We start from the raw sequence: 22,526 nt of genomic DNA, 5'->3' as shown, positions 1-22,526 counted from the left end.
CCCAGGGCTCATGACGGGGCGCCCGGGAAGGACGGCTTGATGACGCGGCTGCCAAACTTCCACTGTCCGTCCACGCGAACGTATTCGTCCTCGTACTTGACGTGGGAGCGAACGTAGCCGCCGTCGTTCTTCACCACTTCCACGAGACAGAAGACACTCCCCGCCGCGCGGTTGCCCTCGATGTCCGTCACCAGGTGGTTGAACATGACGTGGATGACGTACCGGGCATGGGCGAAGAGTGAGTCGCGGAAGAAGTCGCGTATCGCCTCGCGCCCTTGGAACAGGCCGAAGCCGGTCTCGCGTTCGTCGAGGACTCCATCCTCGGCCCAGCAGCCGGAGGACTCATTCAGCCGGAAGCCGTCGAAAGCAACCGCGTAACGAGTGTTGAGATCGTGGATGGCGGCACGATCGGCGAGATGACTCATGGGACAACCTCACGTGAAGAAGCGGCGCCGTGGGCCCTGGCCCTGGCTGGCTCGGACGAGCCGGGGGGACGGTGTACACGGCTCCCAGCCCGTGTCAAGGCTCCCCAGCCATGAACTGACCAGTGATCCAAACGAAACCGCCTAGCGGGCCCGGCGGCCCGGCTGGCCGCGTCGGCGAGGCGGGCGCGTTCGTGTTCCGACGTGAACGAGGCTGCGGAGGCCCGTGCTTGGCCGCCGAACCATTCCGCTGCCTGTTGCGGGTCGGTCCATGTGCCCTGGATAAAGGAGGGCGGTTTGAGGAGCCAGTGGGCCAGTTCCAGGGGGAGAACTTTGATGGATCTGAATTCGGGGTGCAGGGGGCGTCGGGGGCCGTCTTTCATGCGTCGCGTTCGAGGCGCCGGGCCACGCCAAGGGCATCCCGGAGAACGAGGCCGTGATCCGTATCCCCGCCAGGATGGTGCACATGATCAGGGAGGCTTGTGATGCCGTCGAGCGCACCGACATTCGATGAGCTGATCGCCAACTGCACGCGCTCTGCCGTGCACCTGGAGATGCGCGACGCTTACGCCGTCGACTACGAAGAGGGCCCGTTCGCCGCATGGAGGAACGGTTTCCGCCACGACCCGGCGGACCGTGCGTCCTGGTGGCGTCCGTGGCTCGACTTGATCCAGGAGACCGTGAGCCGCGGCATCGTGGTGCGCCGGGCCCGAATCGTGTCCGAGCCGGTCAGCGAGTACACCCGTTTCCTGTACGACGGCACGTTCACGAACGTCGCGGCTGGCGAACATGTGCGGTGGCTGCCTCGCCGACGGGCCTCCGGCATCGGGTTGCCGGGCAACGACTTCTGGCTGTTCGACGGCCAGTGGATCCACTGGAATCATTTCGCCGGTGACGGATCGTGGACCGGCGAGGAGATCACCGACGACCCGACCGCAGCCAAGCTGTGTGCCGAAGCATTCGACACGGTGTGGACACGCGCCACTCCGCACGACCAGTACGACATCCACTGACAGCGCGCACCGGACAGGCCAGCTCATGCCCATCTCCCCGTCCTCGTCCGCCCAAGCCGCACGCGCAGTCGTCGCGCGGAGGCTTCGCGACCTCCGCAAGAGCGCCGGGCTGACGGTCGTCGAGCTGGCCAACCGGTGCGACTGGCACCACTCCAAGACCTCCCGCATCGAGAACGCCCAGACCGGCCCTCCGCCAAGGACATCCGCGCGTGGACCAACGCCTGCGCGGCAAGCGATCAGGCGGAAGATCTCATGAGCGAGGCCATCGGTTCGTGATGCTCATAGAGGAGGCAGTCCTGTACGCCCAGTTGGGCGACGGGGACGCGATGGCGGCACAGCTTGGCTATCTGCTCACCGCCGGTGCACTGCCCCAGGTGTCGCTGGGCATCATCCCCATGGCCACACGTGAGCGGCGGCAGTGGCCGGTCGAGACGTTCCACGTGTATGACGACGCCCTCGTGTCGGTGGAGTTCGTTTCGGCGGAGGTCAACATTTCCCAGCCTTCCGAGGTCGCCCTGTACCTGCGGGTGTTCGAGCAGTTGCGTGGCATGGCCGTGTACGGGGCGGAGGCGCGGGCGTTGATACTGAAGGCGATCGAGGCCTGTACTGACCTCGGGCGCGACAAAAGCCCCCCGCCTGGCCCAGAGCCAAGACGGGCCCCTCGTGGCGGCCTACGAACCAGCGGACGTCCGTGACTCCTGCATCAGGCGTCGGCGACGTGATCGAACTGACCCACCTTGGCGGCGCGTATGAAGGCTCTCAGGGGTGCCCGGGTGGTCGAGAGTATGGCTTCGGGCTGTTCGCTCTCGCGGAGGATGATGGTGCCGCGTTCCCCCGCCGCGACGTTTACGCAGGAGGCCGACTCCTGGCAGTACGAAGACTGACGCCACGGGGACACGTTCATGTGCTGCTCCTTGTCACAGTTCCCGGATGAGGCCGTAGATGAAGTCGCGGGACTCGTCCTGGGCGAGGGCGATGGCCTCCATCTTGCCGATCACCAGCCGATACTTCTCCAACTGCGCCTCCGCGTCGAGGAAGAGCGAGCCGTGTGCCTGTTCCAGCAGGACCGTGTCGAGCTGGGGCACAGGGCCGGAGAAGTAGTTGATGGACTGGCCGGACCCGGCGAACGTGCCGTTGCGGAAGGGGATCACCTGGACGGTGACGTGTTCCCGCTCGCTCATGTCGATCACGTGCTGAAGCTGGGCCCGGGCCGTCTGCGGTCCACCGAATGGCATGCGCAGAGCGGCCTCGTGGATCACCGCTTTGCAGGGGGTGGGCTCGTCGCCGTAGAGGATGCGCTGCCGCTTGATGCGGTAGGACACGCGGTCCTCGATGTCGGGTGGCGGGAGGGCGGGGACGCCTTCGGCGAAGATCGCGCGGGCGTGGTCGACGGTCTGGAGCAGGCCGGGGATGTGGAGCACGGTGGCCAGCGTGATGGAGGCTGCGTGGTGTTCGAGCTCGGCCAGGTCGAGCTGCCCCAGGGGCAGCAGGTCCCGGTATTCCTCCCACCAGCCGCGCTGCTGCTTGCCGGTCATGGCGATGAGAGCGGTGATGAGGTCCTCGTCGCCGCACGCGTAGTTCCCGGCCAGGGTGCGGATGCTGCGCTCACTGAGGCCGAAGCGGCCGGTCTCGATGTTGCTGACGCGGGCTTGCTTGGCTCCGATCAGCTCAGCGGCTTCCCGGGTGTTCAGACCCGCGCGCTCGCGCAGCTTGCGCAGCTCGGCGCCAAGGCGAAGCTGACGTGCGGTCGGAGTTGCTCTCGGCGGCATGCGGTTCTCCGTGTTCGAACTGGCGCTGTTGGGTGTCACTGGAACGAGGGAAAGGTTAGATACCTCTCGACATTCCGTAGAAGTAATTCAACCTTGCGCTCTACCCTGTGAGCCAGGCCACTCCGTGCGGCGGCCTCCGCAACTGCCCAGACTCGGTCTTCCTTTGACCCAACTCCACCTCCCGGCAAGGAGACACGCATGGTCACCGTATCCCCCGAGCAGCCCGGCCCCGGGTCGTTTGACCTCGGCAAAGAACTCCGCGCTCTCGCCCTCGCCACCGCGCCGCGCCTCTTCGCCGTGGCGCGCATCCACCCGTGCGAGGACACCGACGAGGTGGACGTGGAGATCGCGGCGTGGGGCATGGACTACGGCGACGGGCGTACCGAAGTGGTCGGGCCCGGGCAGCGGTTGGTGCTTGCCTCGCCGGAGCGGGTGGAGGCGTGGTTCTCGCGGGGCGCGGTCACCGCGCAGCTGGTGTGGCTCGCGCCGTCGACGGCGGCCTCGCTCGACCCCGGCTTGGCGGCCTGACCTGCGGCTGCTGAGCTGATCCGTTCCTTCAGCCGTAGGCTGAGACGTGCGCCTGAGGGACGGAGAAACACGGTGGCCGAGACGACGCTGACCGAGGTGATGGCCGAGCTGGCCGCGCTTGAGGATCCGAAGATCCGCGCGGTGAACGAGAAGCACGGTGACGATCACGGGGTGAACCTCACCAAGCTGCGCGCGCTCGCGAAGCGGCTGAAGACGCGGCAGGAGCTGGCGCGGCAGCTCTGGGAGACGGGCGACAGCGCGGCGCGGCTGCTGGCGCTCCTGATCTGCCGCCCGAAGGCGTTCGAGCGGGACGAGCTGGACGGCATGCTGCGCGGGGCGCGCACGCCCAAGGTGCACGACTGGCTCGTGAATTACGTGGTGAAGAAGAGCGCGCACGCGGAAGCGCTGCGGTTGGCCTGGTTCGCCGATCCGGATCCCGTGGTCGCCAGTGCGGGCTGGGCGCTCACCACGGAACGGGTGGCGAAGAAGCCCGACGGGCTCGACCTCGCGGGACTGCTCGACACCATCGAGGCGGAGATGAAAGACGCCCCGGACCGCCTGCAGTGGGCGATGAACCACTGCCTGGCGCAGATCGGGATCGAGCACCCCCAGCACCGCGCCCGCGCGCTCGGCATCGGTGAGCGCCTGGAAGTACTCAAGGACTATCCGACGTCGCCGGGCTGTACGTCCCCGTTCGCGCCGATCTGGATCGGTGAGATGGTGCGTCGGCAGGAAGACAAGAGCTGACCTGTCCGGCAGCGGGCCTGTGAACCTTTCTGCCTCCCCTGCCGACTGTCTCGGTGACGCGTGGCGCGAGACAGGGAGGTGCGGTGAGCGACGACGGACGACGCGACGGGCTGCTGGTGGTGCGCTGCCAGCTCGGGGAGCGAGAAGCGTTCCGCGAGCTGGTGGGTCTCTGGCACGCCCCGTTGTGGCGTTACGTACGGGGCATGGTCGGCTCGCCGCACCTCGCGGACGACCTCGCCCAGGAGGCGTGGGTCGCCGTGGTGCGCGGGCTACCGAGGCTGCGGCAGCCGGAGCGGTTCGCCCCGTGGCTGTTCACCATCGCCCGGCGCGCGGTCGCCGACCACCTGCGGCAGGCGTACCGGGTGTCGGAGACGTCCGTGTCGGAGACGTCTGTGGAGGAGGCGGGCGCCGTCGTCGATGACGACGACTCGCTCAGCGGTGTGCTGACCACGATGCAGGTAGAGGCCGGCCTGAACGGGCTGCCGCCCCTGGAGCGTGAAGTGCTGATCCTGTTCCACCTGCAGGATCTGTCTCTGGCCGCCTGCGCGGAGGTGCTCGGCGTACCGCCCGGCACGGTCAAGAGCAGGCTGCATCGCGCGCGCCGCATGTTGCGGAGCGTCCTTGCCGAGAGGGGATACGAGGCATGAGCGAGCAGAACCCCGCGGCCCAGCGGGACGTGCCCGAGGAACTCGCCCGCGCGCTGGCCGCGGAAGTCTCGCTGGGCTCCCGCATGCGGCACGTGGCCGTGGGACTGGCGGGAGGCTGCGCGGCGGCATTGATCGCGGTGCTGTGGGCCACCGAGCCGCATCCGCTTCCCGCGCGCACCCAGGCCGCCTTCGCCGGGCTGATCGCCATCGGGCTGGCCTGGGCCGCCTTCGCGGGCTGGGTGCTGAGCAGGCGCCGACCGCTGTACGCCCGGGACCGGGTGCTCGGAGCCCGGCTCGCGCTCGTGGTCACGGTGGTGACCGGCGTGGCCGGGACGGCACTGGCCGCGGCACGCGCCGCCCCGGCCGAGGCACTGGCCACTGCCCTGGCCGGTGTCGCCCTCGTCGGCGTGGCAGGGCTCGTCCTGGCCCGGGCGCGGTCCCGCCGTCGCGAACTGCTGCGCCTACGGGACGCTCTGCGACACGAAGCCTCCTGAACCCCCGAAACGCATCCGCCCGGCTTCATCCGGATCGTCAAGGAGAACCGCAGTGAACAACAAGCCCACCCCGGTCGGTCCGCTGGCCCTCGCTCTACGCCTGCGCGCCGCGAGCAAGCGCACCATCGTCCTGGTCACCGTGCTGGCGTGCACGGCGCTGCTGATCGGGATCGGCTTGCTCCTGACGACCTGAGCCTTCGAGCGGGCCCACGCTCACCTATGCGGTCGCGCGCCTGTGCACCAGGGTCGTGATCTCCTCCGGCAGCGCGTCCGCCGCCGCCAGCAGCTCCGGGAGGAGGGCGGCTTCGCGGGTCAGGGCGCGGAAGGCGAGGGCTATGGTCACGTCGTGGTCCGGGCGGTGGCCGATCTCGACCCGGTCGCCGGTGCGGATGGCGCCGGGGGTGAGGACACGGAGGTAGGCGCCCGGCAGCGCGGCTTCGGTGAAGCGTTTGATCCAGCCGTCGCGCTCCAGCCAGCCCTGGAAGGTCGCGCAGGGGATGCGGGGGCAGGAGACTTCCAGCACCACATCCGGCCCGATGTGCCAGCGCTCGCCGATCAGGGCGGCGTTGACGTCCAGGCCGGTGGTGGTGAGGTTCTCGCCGAAGACGCCGTTGTGCAGCGGCCGGTTGAACTCGGTCTCCCAGCCATCCAGATCCTCGCGGGCGTAGGCGTAGACGGCCTGGTCGGAGCCGCCGTGGTGCTTGACGTCGTACGCCCGGTCGCCGTCGAGACCGACCGCCCCCGTGCCCTTGGGGCCGGGGGCGGTGACGGTGACCGGGCCGTCGACGGGGCGTTTGTCGATGCCCGTCGCGCCGAGGCCCTTCCACGGGTTGGGTCTCGGCTTGCCGACGTTTACGGAAAGCAGCTGCATAGGGGGACGGTACGGTCTGCGGCGCTCCGGGGCTACGTGTTTTCAGCGCGTCCGAGGCGCTGAGAGGGACCGTTTCAGCACGGGCGTGAGGCGCTGCTCTACGAAGCGGTAGAGCACCCACGCCAGCGTCAGCATCAGCAGCACGGTCAGCGGGAACGTCCCGTACGCGGGGATGCCCAGAGACCGGTGCAGATACTGGACGACGACCCAGCCCAGGTGCTCGTGGACCAGGTAGAACGGGTACGTCAGCGCGCCCGCGACCGTCAGCCAGCGCCAGTTGGCCCAGTTGAGCTTGCCGAGCGCGACCAGGGCGACCGCGACGAAACCGAAGGCGACGATCGCGACGATGCCGAACGTGGACCGGTAGGAGAAGAAGTCCGGGTTCGGGCGGTGCCACAGCTCGGCGACCGCGTAGTGCTGGCCGATGAGGAAGTTGAGGGCGACGATGCCCCAGGCCGTGGCGTCGTGGCCGTAGCGGTGGATCAGGTAGAGGCCGATGCCGCCGATGAAGAACGGGGCGTAGTTCGGCATCAGGATCAGATCCAGCATCGGCTGGTCCGCCGCGTCGGTGATCGCCGCGCCCAGGGTCCACACCGCGCAGAACAGGACGACGCGCTGACGGGTCGCGCCCGGCAGGACGACGAACAGCGCGAAGAGGGCGTAGAAGCGCAGCTCCGCCCACAGCGTCCAGCACACGCCCAGCACCCGGTCCGCGCCCAGCGGTTGCTGGAGCATCGTGAGGTTGAGCAGGGTGTCGCTCGGCGAGACCGTCTGGAACGCCACCCAGGGGAGCGCGAAGACGGCGCTGACCAGCAGGATCGCCGCCCAGTAGGCAGGGAAGAGCCGGGAGACGCGGGAGGCGAAGAAGGAGCGCAGCGGGCGTCCCCAGCCGCTCATGCAGATGACGAAGCCGCTGATGATGAAGAAGATCTGGACGCCCAGGCAGCCGTACGAGAAGTACGGCGAGGCGGTGGGGAAGATCTCGCGCGGGGACGCGCCCCACGCCTCGGCGATCTCCCCGTCGCGGCCGCCGTAGTGGTACGCGGCGACCATGAGCGCGGCCAGCAGCCGCAGCCCGTCCAGGGCGCGCAGCCGGACCGGCTGCCCCTTGCGCCCCGGGGACGGCTGGCCAGGGCCCTGGCCCGGCTCGCGCTGCGACGGGACGGTAAGGGACGCCGCAGCCGACATCCGGCCCGCTTCGGCCTCGGGCGGCGCGCCCGCGCTCATGACGCCACCCCCGAGGCGCCGTGACGTATGTGGCTTGCCCCGTGGTCGGCGGTCACGCCGTTGCTCCTTCTCAGTCAGCAGTCAGGGGACGGTGTACAGGCGGCGCGTCAGCCTGTCGCGGCCTTCTTCAGCGCCGCCTTCTTCAGGGCCCGGGCGCGGCGGGCGACCCGCCGTACCGTCTCGTTGCGCGGGATGAAGCCGAGCTGCGACGGGACCGCCCCGGGCAGGGCGAGCGCGGTCAGGCGGCGGCGCTTGAAGTAGCGCCAGGTGTGGGCGTTCAGATGGGCGGCGAGATACCGCTCCGCGGCGGGCCGCAGCTCGGGGTAGATCTTCGCCTGCATGCAGAAGCCCACGGCGGCGACCAGACCGGTGAGCTTCTGGCCGGACCGCTCGTCCACCGCACCGGAAACCGCACCGGAAACCGCACCGGCGGCCAGCGCCTTGTGGTCCTCCAGGTCCGGCAGCAGCGCGTCCACGATGGTGACCGGCACCCGGTTGCTGTTCTGGTACGGGGTGAGCCGCTCCAGCAGCGTATCGGTGCCGATCCGGGCCACCGGAAGTCCGTAGAAGACGCTCGCGGTGAGCAGCGCGGTGGAGAAGCAGCCGATGACCAGGGCCGGTTCCATCCGCTGGTAGAGCACCTCGGCGAGGACCGGGGTGTCCATGACGGTCAGCTCCGCGCCCAGCTCGGCGGCCTTCTTCTCCAGCATCCGCGACCAGCGCGCCGGGGCGGTCGGGTGCGGCTTGAAGACGACGGTGCGGTGGCCGAGCGCGACCGCGCCCCGCAGCATCCGCACATGCAGCTCTTCCTCCTCCTCCGGAGTGAGGATGTCGAGCGCGGAGAGGTACTGGCCCAGCATCAGGGCGGGCCCGGCGCCGGTGGCGACCCGTTCGGTCGCGGAGGCGACGGAGCGCGGCGCGGCCTCGCCGATCTCGGCGAGCACCTTGGTGAACGTCTCGGTCGGCAGCACCTCGGCCGGTACCCCGAACTCGGTGAGCAGCAGCGGCTTCAGCCCCGGTACGAGGTCGAGGTGGAGCAGACGCCGGATGCGCGTGCCGACCAGCGGGTGGAGCTTGTTACGGGTCGGGCCGTAGCTCATCAGCCCGTCCGCGTAGACGTCGATGGGGGCGCCCTGGAACACCTGGGCGATCGCCATCGCCGGGTTGACCTGGATGGACTCCAGGACCAGCTCGATGTCGTCGTCGCCCAGGTTCCACAGCAGCCGCAGATGGCGCTCCCACAGCGGGGCGTCGTCCTGGCGCGGGCCCCAGCCGCCGGGGTGGAAGGGGCTGATCGTCTCGTTCCAGGACAGCACCCGGTCGAAGCGCGGCCGCAGCCGCTCGAAGCCCGGCATGTCGTCGACGGCGGGCGTGGTCTCCGGCGTCGCCGCGTTGTTGCTGACCAGCAGCAGACGGCGGTCGGCCGGGCCGACGCTGCCCGCGTCGATCGCCGCGGCGAGGGTGGCCGCCCCGTACAGGGTGGAGGCCATGAAGATCTGGGTGCGCTTGCGCTCGCCGCGCGGCGTGTACGTCAAAGGCGTCAGGGGTGTCAGGTTCGCGGACATCAGGCCGCCACCTCCGCACCGGCCGCGCCGCGGCGCTTCACTCGCCGCAGGCGCGCGGCACGCTCGTAGTCCATGGAATCCAGCGCGTCCTTCAGTACGTCCTGGGGCATGCGCTTGAGCGCAGCCGCCGACATCGAACGGAGCTTGCGGGCCACCTGCGGCTCGAAGCGTTCGATGTTGCCGAGATGGTGGGAAATGATCGCGCAGTAGGTGCGCACGGCCTTCGGCAGCAGGGTGTCCGCGTCGCGGTCCCGCGCCGTTTCGTCGATGACCTGGTCGAACGCGCGGATGAAGTCGAGCTGCCGCACATCGCCGATCTGGGTGAGCGAGGAGGAGACACCGCGCCGGTAGAAGACGCCGTGCAGGCCGAGGACGGCGAAGCTGCGCGCCTCGCGGTGCAGCCGCCAGATCCAGGGCCGGTCCTCGGCGGTGCGCAGCCCGTGGGTGAAGTGGAGAAGCCCCTCGTCGGCGAGGCGGCGGTGGTACATGCCCGCCCAGGCGAAGGCGTAGTCGACCGAGGTGGAGCGGTCGGCGGGGAGGATCACGTCGCGCGGGCTCATCACCTGGTCGCGCAGGCCGTGCGGCACCCGGTGGACCGAGCGCTTGCGGCCGGTGCACTGGACATGGTCGGTGCGGACGAAGTCGCACCCCAGGTCCTCCATGGCGGCGACCAGCTGCGCGTAATACCCCGGGGCGAGCCAGTCGTCGCCGTCGAGGAAGGTGATGTACTCGCCGGTAGCCGCGTCCAGTCCGGTATTGCGCGCGGTGGCGAGCCCGCCGTTCTGCTCATGACGGATGTAGACGGCCCCCGGAAGCTCGCGCTCGGCGCGCTCCAGGATCTCCGGAGTCCCGTCGGTCGCATGGTCGTCGACGAGAATGAATTCGAAGTCCTCACGCGCGTTCGCACGAAGACTTCTGAGCGTGTCAGGGGCATAGGTCTGCACGTTGTAGAACGGCACGATGACGGAGAGCTTAACCACGCGGGTGACGCTAGGTCGCCGGGCGGCATTCGTCTTGACCGCAGGTGTACGTGAAGGTGAACGAAGAACGTCGGAACGGTTAACCCGCTGCTCCAGCCAGCCGATTCGCCATTCGTCGACGCGCTGTTAACCCTTTGTTGCTTCTGCGTTGGGCCGTCAATCGGAATCCCTTCCTAGCGTCTCCGACGTGTCCTCACGTATCAAATCCCCCGTGCGAGTAGCCGTGCTCGCCGACTCCGACACCCGGTGGAAATGGGGCGCGCTCACCGCGCAGCGCCTCGTCCCCGACAGCTCGGATTCCACGGAAGCAGGTTCCGCTGGTTCAGGCCGACGCCTGGACGGCTACCTGCTGCGCGGCCGCGCCACGCCGACCGTCCGGCAGCTGGCCGAGGTCGGGGTGCGTACGGACTCGCTGCGCGAGGTGACGGGCATCGAGTTCATCCGGTCCATGGACCGCGAGCGGTACGACGTGATCGTGCTGTCGCTGGTCGGCGGCGGCGTCCAGGCGATGCTGCACGGTCTCGCCCACGCCTGGGAGGGCGCCACCCGCCGCCCGGTGATCGTCACCGGCTATGTGGGCGTCGTCTACGAGAAGCTCACCGACGGCCTGCTGCTGCGGCACGGCGCCGATGTGGTGCTCGCCAACTCGCGCCATGACGCGGACCGGTTCCGCGAGGTCTACACCGGCGTCAACGCCTCCGGGGACAGCGTCACCGAATGCGCGCTGCCCTTCCTCGGCGGCGCCCGCTACGACGAGAAGGCCCGGCAGACGCGGAAGTACCCCGGCGGCACGGTGGTGTTCGCCGTCCAGCCGTCCGTGCCGGACAACCGCGCCGACCGTACGTACCTGCTGCGCCGGGCCGTCGACCACGCGCGCCGCCACCCGGACCGCGAGGTCGTGGTCAAGCTGCGCTCCAAGCCGGGCGAGCACACCACGCACATCGAGGAACTGCCGTACCAGAAGCTGATCGCCAAGTTCGGCGACGGACTGCCGCCCAACTTCCGTCTCGCGTACGGGAACATGGGCGAGGTCCTGGACACCACCGATCTGCTGGTGACCATCAGCTCCACGGCCGCCCTGGAGTCCCTGCACCGCTCCATCCCGACCGCGATCCTCACCGATCTCGGCATCCGGGAGCCGCTGGGCAACCACCACTTCCTGGGCTCCGGCTGCCTGGCCTCGTGGGACGAGCTGGACGCCGGATACCGGCCCGAGCCCGACCCGGAGTGGCTGGCCCGCCAGGGCGTGGCCGCCGACGGGTCGTACGAGACCGCCTTCGATACCGCCCGGCACAAGGTCTCCGCCCTGGCCGCAGCCGAAACCCTCCCGGCGCTCGCCCCCTACTACACCCGGGCCACCGCGCCCGGCTATCTGCCCCGGATCCTCCAGCGGTACGGCTTCGAGCCGGACGGCAGCCCCCGACCGGGCGCCGCCGTGGACGAGGCCGAGGTCAGCGGATTGCGGCGGGCCGTACGCAACACCATGCGGGACGCGGCGCGCGGCGCCTACCGGCATGGCGTGCAGCGCGTGGCCCCGGTCATCCGGCGGATGGGGGAGCTGTGAGCAGCGCCAATACCGAATCCCCTGAAGGAGCCGCCATGCCCGCATCGAGCCCCTGCGTGCTCGCCGTGATCCCCGCCCGCGGCGGATCGAAGGGCGTGCCCGCCAAGAACCTCGCCGCCGTCGGCGGTGTGCCGCTGGTCGCCCGCGCCGTCATGGAGTGCCGGGCCTCCCGCCTGGTGACCGACGTGGCCGTCTCCACCGACGACGCGGGCATCGCCGCCGCGGCGCGCGGCGCGGGCGCCGTGGTCATCCAGCGGCCCACCGACATCGCGGGCGACACCGCCACCAGCGAGGCCGCGGTCATCCACGCGATGGACGCGTACGAGACGACGCACGGCACCACCGTGGACGTCGTCCTCCTGGTGCAGTGCACCAGCCCGTTCATCGCCCGCGAGGACATCGACGGGGTGGCGGGCGCGGTCGCCGAGCAGGGCGCGGACAGCGCGCTGACGGTGGCCCCGTTCCACGGCTTCGTGTGGCGCGAGGGCGAGGACACCCAAGGAGACGCGGCGGACGGCGTCAACCACGACAAGTCGTACCGCCCGCGCCGCCAGGACCGCCCCCAGGACTTCCTGGAGACCGGCGCCGCCTACGCCATGGACGCGCGCGGCTTCCGCGAGGCCGGGCACCGCTTCTTCGGCCGCACCGAGCTGGTGCGCACCGACGCCGCCCGGGTGCTGGAGGTCGACGACCCGCACGACCTGGCCCGCGCCCGCGCCCTCGCCCCGCTGCTGGACGCGGAGCGCCCGGGCGCCCTCCCCACCCGCGACGACATCGACGCGGTGGTACTCGACTTCGACGGCACCCAGACCGACGACAGGGTGCTGATCGATTCCGAAGGACGCGAACTCGTCTCCGTGCACCGCGGTGACGGGCTCGGGATCGCCGCTCTGCGCCGTGCGGAGCTGGCGCTGCTGATCCTGTCCACGGAAAAGAACCCGGTCGTCGCCGCACGGGGCCGCAAGCTGCAGGTCCCCGTGCTCCACGGCATCGACCGAAAAGATCTCGCACTGAAGCAGTGGTGCGAGGAGCAGGGCATCGCGCCAGAGCGCGTGCTCTACGTCGGCAACGACGTCAACGACCTCCCGTGCTTCGGCCTCGTCGGCTGGCCCGTGGCGGTCGCAGGTGCGCACGACGTCGTGCGCGGCGCTGCACGTGCGGTCACCTCCACCCCCGGAGGAGACGGCGCGATCCGCGAGATCGCCTCGTGGATTCTCGGAAAGGAACTGTCTTAAGTGAGCTCCAACTCTCGCCTCCGCACCCTCGGCGCGAAGACCGCCGGCCCCGGCAACCCGGTCTACGTCACCGGTGAGATCGGCATCAACCACAACGGCGACCTGGAGAACGCGTTCAAGCTGATCGACGCTGCCGCCGAGGCCGGCTGTGACGCGGTCAAGTTCCAGAAGCGAACCCCGGAGATCTGCACCCCGCGTGACCAGTGGGACATCGAGCGGGACACCCCCTGGGGCCGGATGACCTACATCGACTACCGCCACCGCGTGGAGTTCGGCGAGGACGAGTACCGCGCCATCTCCGAGCACTGCGCCAAGCGCGGCATCGACTGGTTCGCCTCCCCGTGGGACACCGAGGCCGTCGCCTTCCTGGAGAAGTTCGACGTCCCGGCGCACAAGGTGGCCTCCGCGTCGCTGACCGATGACGAGCTGCTGCGTGCCCTGCGTGCCACCGGCCGCACGATCATCCTGTCGACGGGCATGTCCACCCCGAAGCAGATCCGCCACGCGGTGGAGGTGCTGGGCAGCGAGAACATCCTGCTGTGCCACGCCACCTCCACGTACCCGGCCAAGGCCGAGGAGCTGAACCTGCGCGTGATCAACACGCTGCAGGCCGAGTTCCCCAACGTGCCGATCGGCTACTCCGGCCACGAGACCGGTCTGCAGACCACGCTGGCCGCCGTCGCGCTCGGTGCCGCGTTCGTCGAGCGCCACATCACCCTGGACCGCGCCATGTGGGGCTCGGACCAGGCCGCCTCCGTCGAGCCGCAGGGTCTCGCCCGTCTGGTGCGTGACATCCGCGTGGTCGAGGAGTCGCTCGGTGACGGCGTCAAGAAGGTCTACGAGAGCGAGCTGGGCCCGATGAAGAAGCTGCGCCGGGTCTCCGGTGTGGTCGCCGAGACCGAGGCCGCCGACCGCGAGCCCGTCTCGGTCTGAGGCTCATCTCTGTGATGCCTGTGGCCGGCCGGACCGGCCCGCGCCTGGAAGCGGCGGGATTCCCTCGGGGGACACCCGCCGCTTCCGGGCCCTGCCCTTGGACGGTGTGATGTCTTCGGACGGTGTGATGTCTGTGGACGGTGCAACTGTGGACGGTGTGATGTCCGGGAGCGGCGCGAAGTCCGCCACCACCCTCGCCTTCGTCGAAAGCCCGGTGCAGCTCCTCAACGTGCTGGAGTGGGCGTACGCCGACTCGCTGCGCGCCCCGGGGCAGGACGCCGCCGCGCTCACCGTCGTCGTGCTCTCCCCGCACGATCCGATGACCCGTGGCCAGCTGCGCCGGATGGCCGAGCTGGCGCGCGACGAGGGCGTCACGGTGCGCTGGGAGGACGCGCGGGGCGGGGCGGGGGCCCCGCTGAAGACCATCGGCGGGCTGCGCGGACCGCTGCGCCGGGCCTCCCGGGTCGTGATCGGGGATCCGTTCTCCCGCTACGTCCAGCTGCTGCTGACCCTCACCAAGGCCAAGGACCTGGTCGTGGTGGACGACGGCACGGCCACCATGGAGTTCATCTCCCAGCTGGCCAACGGGGAGCGCCTGGTGCGCTGGCACCGGCGCGGCAACAGCCGGGGCGCGCGCGACATGGTGTTCGCGCCGGTCTCCGCCACCGCGCGCCGCAGGCTCACCCCGGGTCAGAAGCGCCGGGTCGAGGTGTTCAGCTCGATGCCGGTCGAACCGCCCCCCGGGGTCACCATCACCGCCAACGACTTCGCCTGGACCCGGGCCCGCTTCGGCCCGCCCCGGCTCACCCGTGGCACCGACCTGGTCGGCACCTCCCTGGTGGAGACCGGCGTGGTCGACCTGGAGCGCTATCTGGAGGCGGTCGCGGGGCTGGCCGAGGCCCACGGGGCCACCCGCTACTTCGCCCACCGCCGGGAGAGCGCCGAGAAGCTCAGCCGGGTGTCGCACGAGGTGGGGCTGGAGATCGTACGGCCCGACCTGCCGCTGGAGCTGATAGCGCGCCGGGGCCCCATCGGGCACACCATCGTGAGCTTCCCGTCCACCGTGGTGCACACCCTGCCGCTCGCGCTCGCGGGCACCGAGGTGAAGGTCGCCGTGTACGACGTCGACCCCGCCTGGCTGACCAGCGACGCGTCCCCGCGCGCCCAGGGCTTCCTGTCGGGCGTCACCGACACCGCCCGGGACGTCCAGCGGCCCGGTACGGTGCCGTCCACCGCGGCCCCCGACACCCCGCTCGCCATGTCGTGAGAGCAGGGGGCCGTCACGCCAGGGGCCGTAAGACCAGGGAGTACCCCATGTGGCGCTTCTCACGAAACGATCACACGCTCGCCGAGAAGCGAAGGTTTATACCCCCTGACTAGGCAGATCATGCACCGGCCGGGGTACTTTCCCGCCCCGAACGGGTTGAAGTTTTGTTGATCGACATTCGCTCCACCCCAAGGTCGTTCTACGCTTCATTGGGTGAAGCAATTGATGTCCCTCGACGAGACCGATGCCGCACCCTCCGCCGACGCGGCACTGCCCGGCGCGCTCCCTGATGAGCTGCGCGCCGAACTGATCGCCTTCCGGCGGGACTTGCACATGCACCCCGAGCTGGGCAACTGCGAGTTCCGCACCACCGCCGCCCTCAAGGCGCGGCTGGAGAAGGCGGGTCTTGAGCCCCGCGTCCTGCCCAGTGGCACCGGCCTCATCTGTGACATCGGCCCCTGGGACGGGGTGACGCCCGCGCTCGCCCTGCGCGGCGACATCGACGCCCTGCCGATCCCGGACACCAAGACCGTCCCGTACCGCTCCACCGTCGCCGACCGCGCCCACGCCTGCGGGCATGACGTCCACACCACCGTGGTCCTCGGCGCCGGTCTGGTCCTCGCCGAGCTGGCCCGCGAGGGGCGGCTGCGGCGCCCGGTGCGGCTGCTGTTCCAGCCCGCCGAGGAGGTCCTGCCGGGCGGCGCCGCCGACGCGATCGAGGGCGGCGCCCTGGACGGCGTGGGCCGGATCCTCGCCCTGCACTGCGACCCCAAGGTCGAGGTCGGCCGGGTCGGGCTGCGCACCGGGCCCATCACCTCCGCCTGCGACCGGCTGGAGATCTCCCTCGACGGGCCCGGCGGCCACACCGCCCGCCCCCACCTCACCACCGACCTGGTCACCGCGACCGCCAAGGTGATCACCGAGGTGCCCGCGCTGCTGGCCCGCCGGGTCGACGCCCGCTCCGGCCTCGCCGTCACCTGGGGCCGGGTCGAGTCCGGCCACGCCTGCAACGTCATCCCGCAGCACGCCGAGCTGTCCGCCACGGTCCGCTGCCTGGACCTGCCCGCCTGGCGCGCCGCCCCGGACCTGGTGCACGCCGCGATCGACGAGGTCGCCACCCTCCACCGCGCCAAGTCGGAGATCAACTACATCCGCGGGGTCCCGCCGGTGGTCAACGAGGAGACCTCCACCGAGCTGCTGCGCGACGCGATGGTGGCCCGCCGGGGTTCGTACGCGGTCGAGGACACCGAACAGAGCCTCGGCGGCGAGGACTTCTCCTGGTACCTGGAGCGGGTGCCCGGCGCGATGGCCCGGCTCGGCGTGCGCAGGGTCGGCGACACCACCCGACGCGACCTGCACGTGGGCGATTTCGACGTGGACGAGGGCGCCATCCAGGTGGGCGTCGAGCTGTTCACCGCGGCCGCTTTGCTTGATCGCAACGTGCTGTAGACCCAGCTGTCACAAGGGGTTCGCGACGATCCGATAACGGCTTCGGAGCGGGCCTTTATCTGGGATCTACGCGCGTTACGATGCGGCGGAGCCAGCGCCGCAGAGAGGCGCTTCGAGATTCAGAGGGGACCCTCGTGCGCCGGGTATCCACGATAGCTGTCGCGGGCATCGCCACCGCGGCTCTCGCCATGACCGTCACCGCCTGTGGCAGCAGCTCCGAAGAGGGAAGCAAGGACGCCGGCGTCGGCCTCGCCTATGACGTCGGCGGCCGCGGCGACCACTCCTTCAACGACTCCGCCGCCAAGGGCTACGACCGCGCCCTGAAGGACTTCAAGATCAAGGGCAAGGAGCTGACCGCGAAGGACGGCGACACCGACGCCGACCGCTACGACAAGCTCTCCAGCCTCGCCGAGGCGGGCTACAACCCCGTCGTCGGCGTCGGCTACGCGTGGACCCCCTCGCTGGCCAAGGCCGCCAAGAAGTACCCCGACACGGACTTCGGGATCGTCGACTCCGTCGTCGAGGCCAAGAACGTCGCCAGCTTGGTCTCCGCCGAGCACGAGGGCTCGTACCTCGCCGGGGTGGCCGCCGGGCTCAAGACCAAGACCGACAAGGTCGGGTTCATCGGCGGCACCGACAGCGCGCTGATCAAGAAGTTCGCGGGCGGCTTCCAGCAGGGCCTGAAGGACACCAACCCCAAGGCGTCCCTCGACGTCCAGTGGGTGCAGGTCGGTTCGCCCAAGGGCTTCGGCATGCCGGACCGCGGCAAGGACATCGCCGAGGGCATGCTCTCCAACAAGACCGACGTGATCTTCTCCGCGGCCGGCGGCTCCGGCGCTGGCGCCATCGAGGCGACCGGCAAGAAGAAGGGCACCTGGTCGATCGGCGTCGACGGCGACCAGTACTACGACAAGGGCCTGTCCGCGTACAAGGCGTCGATACTGACCTCCATGGTCAAGAACGTGGACGGCTCGGTCTACGACTTCATCAAGAGCGTCGTCAAGGACAAGAAGTCCGAGCACGGCGTGCAGGCCTACGACCTCAAGCACGGCGGCGTCGGCCTCTCGTACTCCGGCGGCTTCATCGACGACATCAAGCCGAAGATCGAGGCGGCGAAGAAGAAGATCGTCGACGGCAAGATCAAGGTCGCGGACACCTACAAGTAACCGGTCCCCCGTCGTTGACCGGCCTCGTCGCCGACGAGCCGGTCGCCGACGGACCTGAGGGGGCGTGCCCTTGGGCGCGCCCCTTTACTACACGCTCTCGCCCCTCAGGAGTGCGCCATCACAGCCGCCAGCCCGCCCAAGGGCGCCCCCGCCGGTGACGTCGGAGACGTTGCCGTCCAACTCCGCGGAATCACCAAGCGGTTCCCCGGAGTCGTCGCCAACCACGACATCGACATCACCGTGCGACGCGGCACCGTGCACGCCCTCGTGGGCGAGAACGGCGCGGGCAAGTCCACCCTGATGAAGATCCTCTACGGGATGCAGCGCCCCGACGAGGGCACCATCGCCCTCGACGGCGCACCCGTAGAACTGCACTCCCCGGCGGACGCCATATCCCGTGGCGTGGGCATGGTGCACCAGCACTTCATGCTCGCCGACAACTTCACCGTGCTGGAGAACGTCGTCCTCGGCGCGGAGAAGCTGCACGGCATCGGCGGCAAGGCGCGCGCCCGTATCAAGGAGATCTCCGACGCCTACGGCCTCGGCGTCCGCCCGGACGTCATGGTCGAGGACCTCGGCGTCGCGGACCGCCAGCGCGTGGAGATCCTCAAGGTCCTCTACCGGGGCGCCCGCACCCTCATCCTCGACGAGCCCACCGCGGTCCTCGTCCCGCAGGAGGTCGACGCGCTCTTCGCCAACCTCCGCGACCTCAAGGCCGAGGGCCTGACCGTCCTGTTCATCTCCCACAAGCTGGGCGAAGTCCTCTCCGTGGCCGACGACATCACCGTCATCCGGCGCGGTACGACGGTGGCCTCCGTCGTCCCCTCCGAGACCGATCCGCGGCGGCTCGCCGAGCTGATGGTCGGCAGCGAACTGCCCTCGCCGGAGACCCGCGAATCCACCGTCACCGACACCGAGATGCTGCGGCTGGACGGGGTGCGGCTCACCGCCACCGACGTGGACGGCGTCGAGCGGGCCGTCCTGGACGACATCGGCTTCACCATCCACAAGGGCGAAGTCCTCGGCATCGCCGGGGTCGAGGGCAACGGCCAGGCCGAACTGGTCGAGGCCATCATGGGGATGCGCGACCCCGACGCGGGCACCGTCACCCTCGACGGCGCCGACATCTCCCACGCCCCCACCCGCAAGCGGCGCGAGGACGGCATCGGCTACATCCCCGAGGACCGCCACCGGCACGGCCTGCTGCTGGAGGCCCCGCTGTGGGAGAACCGCGTCCTCGGCCATGTCACCGAGGCGCCCAACAGCAAGGGCGGCCTGCTCAACCCGGCCGCCGCCCGCCGTGACACCGAGCGCATCGTCGCCGCGTACGACGTCCGTACCCCCGGCATCGAGGTCACCGCGGCCTCGCTGTCCGGCGGCAACCAGCAGAAGCTGATCGTCGGCCGCGAGATGAGCCACCACCCCAAGCTGCTCATCGCCGCGCATCCGACGCGCGGCGTGGACGTCGGCGCGCAGGCGCAGATCTGGGACCAGATCCGCACCGCGCGCCGCGAGGGCCTGGCCGTGCTGCTGATCTCCGCCGACCTGGACGAGCTGATCGGCCTGTCCGACACCCTGCGGGTCATGTACCGGGGCCGGTTGGTCGCCGACGCCGACCCCGCCACGATCACCCCGGAGGAGCTGGGCTCGGCCATGACCGGCGCGGCCTCCGGCCACCTGGAAAGCCCCGCCGAGGACGCTGCCGAGGACGCCGCCGCTGAGGCCGCCGCCGAGGTCACGACCGGGGGAGAGGACCGATGAAGAAGTTCGACAAGGAGCGGGTGCTCCTCGCGGTCGCGGCCCCGCTGCTCGCGCTCGTCGCCGCGTTCCTGCTGACCGCCCTGGTGCTGGCCGCCACCGGCAAGGCGCCGTTCAACGCCTTCGGCATCATGTTCGACTACGGCGTCAAGGCGGACAGCCAGGTCTACATCCTCAACAAGGCGACGACGTACTACCTGGCGGGTCTCGCGGTGGCCATCGGCTTCCGGATGAACCTGTTCAACATCGGCGTCGACGGCCAGTACCGGCTCGGCGCCTTCTTCGCCGCCGTCGTCGGCGGGGCGCTGGAGCTGCCGGGCCTGGTGCAGATCCCGCTGATCATCCTCGTCGCCATGCTGGTCGGCGCGATGTGGGCGTCCATCGCGGGGCTCCTCAAGGTCTACCGGGGGGTCAGCGAGGTGATCAGCACCATCATGCTGAACTCCCTCTCCTCCATCCTCATCAGCTATCTGCTGGTCGACGGCCGCCTGGCCACCCTGGACAAGCAGACCAACATCGTGGCGACCGAGCCGCTGCCCTCCTCCAGCCACTTCTTCACCATCCCGGCCGGTGGCGACCTCGACCCCATCTGGGGCTTCATCGTCGTCGCCGCGCTCGCCGGGGCCGGTTTCTGGTTCCTCCTCGGCCGCACCCGCTTCGGCTTCGACCTGCGCGCGGTGGGCCGCTCCGAGTCCGCCGCCCAGGCCAGCGGCGTGGACGTCAAGCGCATGGTGCTCACCAGCATGCTGCTCTCCGGCGCGATGGCCGGACTCATCGGCATGCCGACCCTGCTCAACGACACCCACCAGTTCACCGCCGACTTCCCGCAGGGCATCGGCTTCACCGGCATCGCCATCGCGCTGCTCGGCCGCAACAACCCGGTCGGCATCGCGCTCGCCGCGGTGCTGTGGGGCTTCCTGGAACGCGGCGCCAACCGGCTGGAGTTCGAGGGCTACGACAAGGAGATCGTCGGCGTCATGCAGGGCGTGATCGTCCTGTGCGTCGTCATCGCGTACGAACTGGTGCGCCGCTACGGCCTCAAGCGCCAGCAGCAGCGGGTCGGCGCGGAACTCGCCGCCCAGGCGCGTAAGAGCGACAGCGACAAGGACAAGAAGGAGGTGGCGGTATGAGCGCCACGGCTACCGTCACCAAGGAGAGCACCACACCCGGGAAGACGCCCAAGCGGGGCTCCCGGATGTCCGTCGCCACGGTGCTGCTGATCATCGCCGGGACGCTGGTCGCGCTGTCCGTGCTGCGCGCGCTGGCCGGTGGCGGCCAGGAGTCCGCGTTCGAGAACATCACTTCCTCCGGCCAGATCGGCGCCGCCCTCTCCATGGCCGTGCCCATCGGGCTCGCCGGGCTCGGCGGGCTGTGGGCCGAGCGGGCGGGCGTCGTCAACATCGGCCTCGAAGGCATGATGATCCTCGGCACCTTCTTCGGCGCCTGGGCGGGCTACCAGACCAACCCCTGGGTGGGCGTCCTCGCCGGGGTCCTCGGCGGCGCGGTCGGCGGTCTGGTGCACGCGATCGCCACCGTCACCTTCGGCGTGGACCACATCATCTCCGGTGTCGCGATCAACATCCTCGCGCTCGGCGCCACCACCTACCTCGCCAAGCGCTGGTTCGAGCCGCTGTCCGACATCGGCGGCAGCCCCAAGCAGTCCCCGCAGGTCGACGACATCCAGACGTTCACCGTGCCGGGCCTGTCCGACGGGCTGGCCACCGTCGAGAACCACCACTGGTTCCTGGTCTCCGACCTCGCGGGCCTGCTCGGCGGCCTGGTCACCGACATCTCCGCGCTGACCATCGTCTCGATCCTGCTCTTCGCGGGCACCTTCCTCATCCTGTGGAAGACCTCGTTCGGGCTGCGGCTGCGGTCCTGCGGCGAGAACCCCACCGCCGCCGAATCCCTCGGCGTCAACGTCTACCTCTACAAGTACGCGGCCGTGGTCATCTCCGGCGGCCTCGCCGGCCTCGGCGGCGTCTTCCTCGCCCTCGTCCGCTCCCACATCTACAACGAGGGCCAGACCGGCGGCCGGGGCTACATCGGCCTCGCCGCCATGCTCTTCGGCAACTGGCGGCCCGGCGGCCTCGCCATGGGCGCGGGCCTCTTCGGCTACTCCGACGCCCTCCAGCTGCGCAACGGCGGCGCCACCGTCCACGCGCTGCTCCTCCTGGTGGCCCTCGGACTCGCCCTCCTGGCGGCCTGGCGGCTCTCCCGTAAGAAGTACGTCGCGGGCGCGGTGTGCGGCGGCGCCGCCGTGCTGCTGGTCCTGTGGTACGCCCTGACGGAGACCGTGGCCAACGACCTGGTCCCGGCGACCCCGTACATCGTCACCCTGCTGGTCATGGGGCTCGCGGCGCAGCGGCTGCGGATGCCCAAGGCCAACAACAAGCCCTACCGGAAGGGACAGGGCACATGACACCACCTGCCGCGGCGGCTCCCGACTGGGAGTCGCTGCGCACGGCGGCCCGGGACGCGATGTCCCGGGCCTACGCCCCCTACTCCCGCTTCCCCGTGGGCGCCGCCGCCCTCGTCGACGACGGCCGCACGGTCAGCGGCTGCAACGTGGAGAACGCGGCGTACGGCGTCGCACTGTGCGCCGAATGCGGTCTGATCTCCGCCCTCTTCGCCACCGGCGGCGGCCGCCTCACCGCCTTCACCTGCTGCGACCGCGACGGCGCCGTGCTGATGCCGTGCGGCCGCTGCCGCCAGCTGCTGTGGGAGCACGGCGGCCCCGAGCTGCGGGTGGACACGGCGTCCGGCATCCGGCCGCTCGCCGAACTCCTCCCGGACGCGTTCGGCCCGGCCGACCTGGCCCGTATCAGCGCGCCGTGAACCCGTCTGAGCCCTTGTTACGTCTGTACGAAAGGCCCCTCCGCATATGGACG

23 protein-coding genes and 1 pseudogene are annotated in these 22,526 nt (G+C 70.1%); 17 read left to right on the top strand and 7 right to left on the bottom strand.

The features are described 5' to 3' along the window. Window positions 1–8: 8 nt before the first annotated feature. Window positions 9–425: a nuclear transport factor 2 family protein gene (locus ACWC5C_RS05870; RefSeq protein WP_450874091.1), complete on the bottom strand. Its 417-nt coding sequence runs from the start codon at window positions 423–425 to the stop codon at window positions 9–11. 482 nt (window positions 426–907) lie between these two features. Here ACWC5C_RS05870 and ACWC5C_RS05865 point away from each other — a divergent pair, with 482 nt between their 5' ends. Next, window positions 908–1,435, top strand: coding sequence for a DUF6879 family protein (locus ACWC5C_RS05865; protein WP_450874089.1), 528 nt, complete (start codon window positions 908–910; stop codon window positions 1,433–1,435). Between the two features lie 25 nt (window positions 1,436–1,460). Then, window positions 1,461–2,037, top strand: a pseudogene (locus ACWC5C_RS05860) (Scr1 family TA system antitoxin-like transcriptional regulator); the annotation flags it as partial. A gap of 101 nt (window positions 2,038–2,138) precedes the next feature. Here ACWC5C_RS05860 and ACWC5C_RS05855 read toward each other — a convergent pair. Further along, entirely contained in the window at window positions 2,139–2,339 is a 201-nt protein-coding gene (locus ACWC5C_RS05855) for a DUF397 domain-containing protein (RefSeq protein WP_450874087.1), read from the bottom strand. A 13-nt stretch (window positions 2,340–2,352) separates the two neighbouring features. Continuing rightward, the gene (locus ACWC5C_RS05850; RefSeq protein WP_450874085.1) at window positions 2,353–3,204 is read right to left on the bottom strand and encodes a helix-turn-helix domain-containing protein; all 852 of its coding nucleotides are present in this window, start codon (window positions 3,202–3,204) and stop codon (window positions 2,353–2,355) included. Window positions 3,205–3,402: 198 nt separating this feature from the next. On the opposite strand from ACWC5C_RS05850, the gene ACWC5C_RS05845 reads away from it, so the two are divergent. The 5 genes from ACWC5C_RS05845 to ACWC5C_RS05825 all read left to right on the top strand — a co-directional run bounded on the left by ACWC5C_RS05845 (window position 3,403) and on the right by ACWC5C_RS05825 (window position 5,813). Beyond that, a complete protein-coding gene (locus ACWC5C_RS05845) occupies window positions 3,403–3,732 on the top strand; it encodes a hypothetical protein (RefSeq protein ID WP_450874083.1) in 330 nt (109 codons plus the stop codon). 99 nt (window positions 3,733–3,831) lie between these two features. Then, window positions 3,832–4,479, top strand: coding sequence for a DNA alkylation repair protein (locus ACWC5C_RS05840; RefSeq protein WP_450874695.1), 648 nt, complete (start codon window positions 3,832–3,834; stop codon window positions 4,477–4,479). Window positions 4,480–4,562: 83 nt separating this feature from the next. After that, complete coding sequence (locus ACWC5C_RS05835) at window positions 4,563–5,126, top strand: RNA polymerase sigma factor (RefSeq protein WP_450874081.1); 564 nt, start codon at window positions 4,563–4,565, stop codon at window positions 5,124–5,126. Continuing rightward, window positions 5,123–5,620, top strand: coding sequence for a transmembrane transport protein (locus ACWC5C_RS05830; RefSeq protein ID WP_450874079.1), 498 nt, complete (start codon window positions 5,123–5,125; stop codon window positions 5,618–5,620). Before ACWC5C_RS05835 ends, ACWC5C_RS05830 begins: the two co-directional genes overlap by 4 nt. Before the next feature lie 52 nt (window positions 5,621–5,672). Next, complete coding sequence (locus tag ACWC5C_RS05825; RefSeq protein WP_450874077.1) at window positions 5,673–5,813, top strand: hypothetical protein; 141 nt, start codon at window positions 5,673–5,675, stop codon at window positions 5,811–5,813. A 24-nt stretch (window positions 5,814–5,837) separates the two neighbouring features. On the opposite strand, the gene ACWC5C_RS05820 is transcribed toward ACWC5C_RS05825, so the two are convergent. The 4 genes from ACWC5C_RS05820 to ACWC5C_RS05805 form a co-directional block, all read right to left on the bottom strand. Next, window positions 5,838–6,491 carry an MOSC domain-containing protein gene (locus ACWC5C_RS05820; protein WP_450874075.1) on the bottom strand — a complete coding sequence of 218 codons (654 nt, stop codon included), beginning with the start codon at window positions 6,489–6,491 and terminating at the stop codon, window positions 5,838–5,840. Between the two features lie 42 nt (window positions 6,492–6,533). Then, window positions 6,534–7,718, bottom strand: coding sequence for an acyltransferase family protein (locus ACWC5C_RS05815; RefSeq protein WP_450874073.1), 1,185 nt, complete (start codon window positions 7,716–7,718; stop codon window positions 6,534–6,536). A 107-nt stretch (window positions 7,719–7,825) separates the two neighbouring features. Next, window positions 7,826–9,283, bottom strand: coding sequence for a polysialyltransferase family glycosyltransferase (locus tag ACWC5C_RS05810; protein ID WP_450874071.1), 1,458 nt, complete (start codon window positions 9,281–9,283; stop codon window positions 7,826–7,828). Continuing rightward, a complete protein-coding gene (locus ACWC5C_RS05805) occupies window positions 9,283–10,263 on the bottom strand; it encodes a glycosyltransferase family 2 protein (RefSeq protein ID WP_450874069.1) in 981 nt (326 codons plus the stop codon). The genes ACWC5C_RS05810 and ACWC5C_RS05805 overlap by 1 nt, the downstream gene beginning before the upstream one ends. Before the next feature lie 187 nt (window positions 10,264–10,450). On the opposite strand from ACWC5C_RS05805, the gene ACWC5C_RS05800 reads away from it, so the two are divergent. The 10 genes from ACWC5C_RS05800 (at window position 10,451) to ACWC5C_RS05755 (ending at window position 22,473) form a co-directional block, all read left to right on the top strand. Next, window positions 10,451–11,827, top strand: a complete 1,377-nt coding sequence (locus ACWC5C_RS05800) for a DUF6716 putative glycosyltransferase (RefSeq protein WP_450874067.1) — start codon at window positions 10,451–10,453, stop codon at window positions 11,825–11,827. 35 nt (window positions 11,828–11,862) lie between these two features. Beyond that, entirely contained in the window at window positions 11,863–13,062 is a 1,200-nt protein-coding gene (locus ACWC5C_RS05795) for a cytidylyltransferase domain-containing protein (protein ID WP_450874065.1), read from the top strand. After that, window positions 13,063–13,995, top strand: a complete 933-nt coding sequence (locus ACWC5C_RS05790; RefSeq protein ID WP_450874063.1) for an N-acetylneuraminate synthase family protein — start codon at window positions 13,063–13,065, stop codon at window positions 13,993–13,995. Between the two features lie 160 nt (window positions 13,996–14,155). Next, a complete protein-coding gene (locus ACWC5C_RS05785) occupies window positions 14,156–15,262 on the top strand; it encodes a hypothetical protein (protein ID WP_450874694.1) in 1,107 nt (368 codons plus the stop codon). A 225-nt stretch (window positions 15,263–15,487) separates the two neighbouring features. Further along, window positions 15,488–16,711 carry an amidohydrolase gene (locus ACWC5C_RS05780; protein ID WP_450874693.1) on the top strand — a complete coding sequence of 408 codons (1,224 nt, stop codon included), beginning with the start codon at window positions 15,488–15,490 and terminating at the stop codon, window positions 16,709–16,711. Between the two features lie 134 nt (window positions 16,712–16,845). Beyond that, entirely contained in the window at window positions 16,846–17,877 is a 1,032-nt protein-coding gene (locus ACWC5C_RS05775) for a BMP family lipoprotein (protein ID WP_450874061.1), read from the top strand. 117 nt (window positions 17,878–17,994) lie between these two features. Beyond that, a complete protein-coding gene (locus ACWC5C_RS05770; protein WP_450874692.1) occupies window positions 17,995–19,638 on the top strand; it encodes an ABC transporter ATP-binding protein in 1,644 nt (547 codons plus the stop codon). Continuing rightward, on the top strand, window positions 19,635–20,765 hold the full coding sequence (locus ACWC5C_RS05765; RefSeq protein WP_450874059.1) for an ABC transporter permease: 1,131 nt from the start codon (window positions 19,635–19,637) through the stop codon (window positions 20,763–20,765). The genes ACWC5C_RS05770 and ACWC5C_RS05765 overlap by 4 nt, the downstream gene beginning before the upstream one ends. Then, entirely contained in the window at window positions 20,762–22,057 is a 1,296-nt protein-coding gene (locus tag ACWC5C_RS05760) for an ABC transporter permease (protein WP_450874057.1), read from the top strand. Before ACWC5C_RS05765 ends, ACWC5C_RS05760 begins: the two co-directional genes overlap by 4 nt. Continuing rightward, window positions 22,054–22,473 carry a cytidine deaminase gene (locus ACWC5C_RS05755; protein WP_450874055.1) on the top strand — a complete coding sequence of 140 codons (420 nt, stop codon included), beginning with the start codon at window positions 22,054–22,056 and terminating at the stop codon, window positions 22,471–22,473. The genes ACWC5C_RS05760 and ACWC5C_RS05755 overlap by 4 nt, the downstream gene beginning before the upstream one ends. The last annotated feature ends 53 nt before the right edge of the window (window positions 22,474–22,526 follow it).

It is taken from the genome of Streptomyces sp. NPDC001700 (assembly GCF_053596435.1).
Note: the sequence above shows the minus strand (reverse complement) of the source record. Positions and strands in the feature narration are given on the sequence as shown.

Coding starts and splice junctions, on each gene's coding strand:
- ACWC5C_RS05845 (WP_450874083.1), top strand. CDS start 3,403: ATGGTCACCGTATCCCCCGAGCAGCCCGGCCCCGGGTCGTTTGACCTC.
- ACWC5C_RS05870 (WP_450874091.1), bottom strand. CDS start 425: ATGAGTCATCTCGCCGATCGTGCCGCCATCCACGATCTCAACACTCGT.
- ACWC5C_RS05760 (WP_450874057.1), top strand. CDS start 20,762: ATGAGCGCCACGGCTACCGTCACCAAGGAGAGCACCACACCCGGGAAG.
- ACWC5C_RS05780 (WP_450874693.1), top strand. CDS start 15,488: ATGTCCCTCGACGAGACCGATGCCGCACCCTCCGCCGACGCGGCACTG.
- ACWC5C_RS05810 (WP_450874071.1), bottom strand. CDS start 9,283: ATGTCCGCGAACCTGACACCCCTGACGCCTTTGACGTACACGCCGCGC.
- ACWC5C_RS05815 (WP_450874073.1), bottom strand. CDS start 7,718: ATGAGCGCGGGCGCGCCGCCCGAGGCCGAAGCGGGCCGGATGTCGGCT.
- ACWC5C_RS05830 (WP_450874079.1), top strand. CDS start 5,123: ATGAGCGAGCAGAACCCCGCGGCCCAGCGGGACGTGCCCGAGGAACTC.
- ACWC5C_RS05755 (WP_450874055.1), top strand. CDS start 22,054: ATGACACCACCTGCCGCGGCGGCTCCCGACTGGGAGTCGCTGCGCACG.
- ACWC5C_RS05840 (WP_450874695.1), top strand. CDS start 3,832: ATGGCCGAGCTGGCCGCGCTTGAGGATCCGAAGATCCGCGCGGTGAAC.
- ACWC5C_RS05820 (WP_450874075.1), bottom strand. CDS start 6,491: ATGCAGCTGCTTTCCGTAAACGTCGGCAAGCCGAGACCCAACCCGTGG.
- ACWC5C_RS05785 (WP_450874694.1), top strand. CDS start 14,156: ATGTCCGGGAGCGGCGCGAAGTCCGCCACCACCCTCGCCTTCGTCGAA.
- ACWC5C_RS05850 (WP_450874085.1), bottom strand. CDS start 3,204: ATGCCGCCGAGAGCAACTCCGACCGCACGTCAGCTTCGCCTTGGCGCC.
- ACWC5C_RS05765 (WP_450874059.1), top strand. CDS start 19,635: ATGAAGAAGTTCGACAAGGAGCGGGTGCTCCTCGCGGTCGCGGCCCCG.
- ACWC5C_RS05855 (WP_450874087.1), bottom strand. CDS start 2,339: ATGAACGTGTCCCCGTGGCGTCAGTCTTCGTACTGCCAGGAGTCGGCC.
- ACWC5C_RS05865 (WP_450874089.1), top strand. CDS start 908: ATGCCGTCGAGCGCACCGACATTCGATGAGCTGATCGCCAACTGCACG.
- ACWC5C_RS05795 (WP_450874065.1), top strand. CDS start 11,863: ATGCCCGCATCGAGCCCCTGCGTGCTCGCCGTGATCCCCGCCCGCGGC.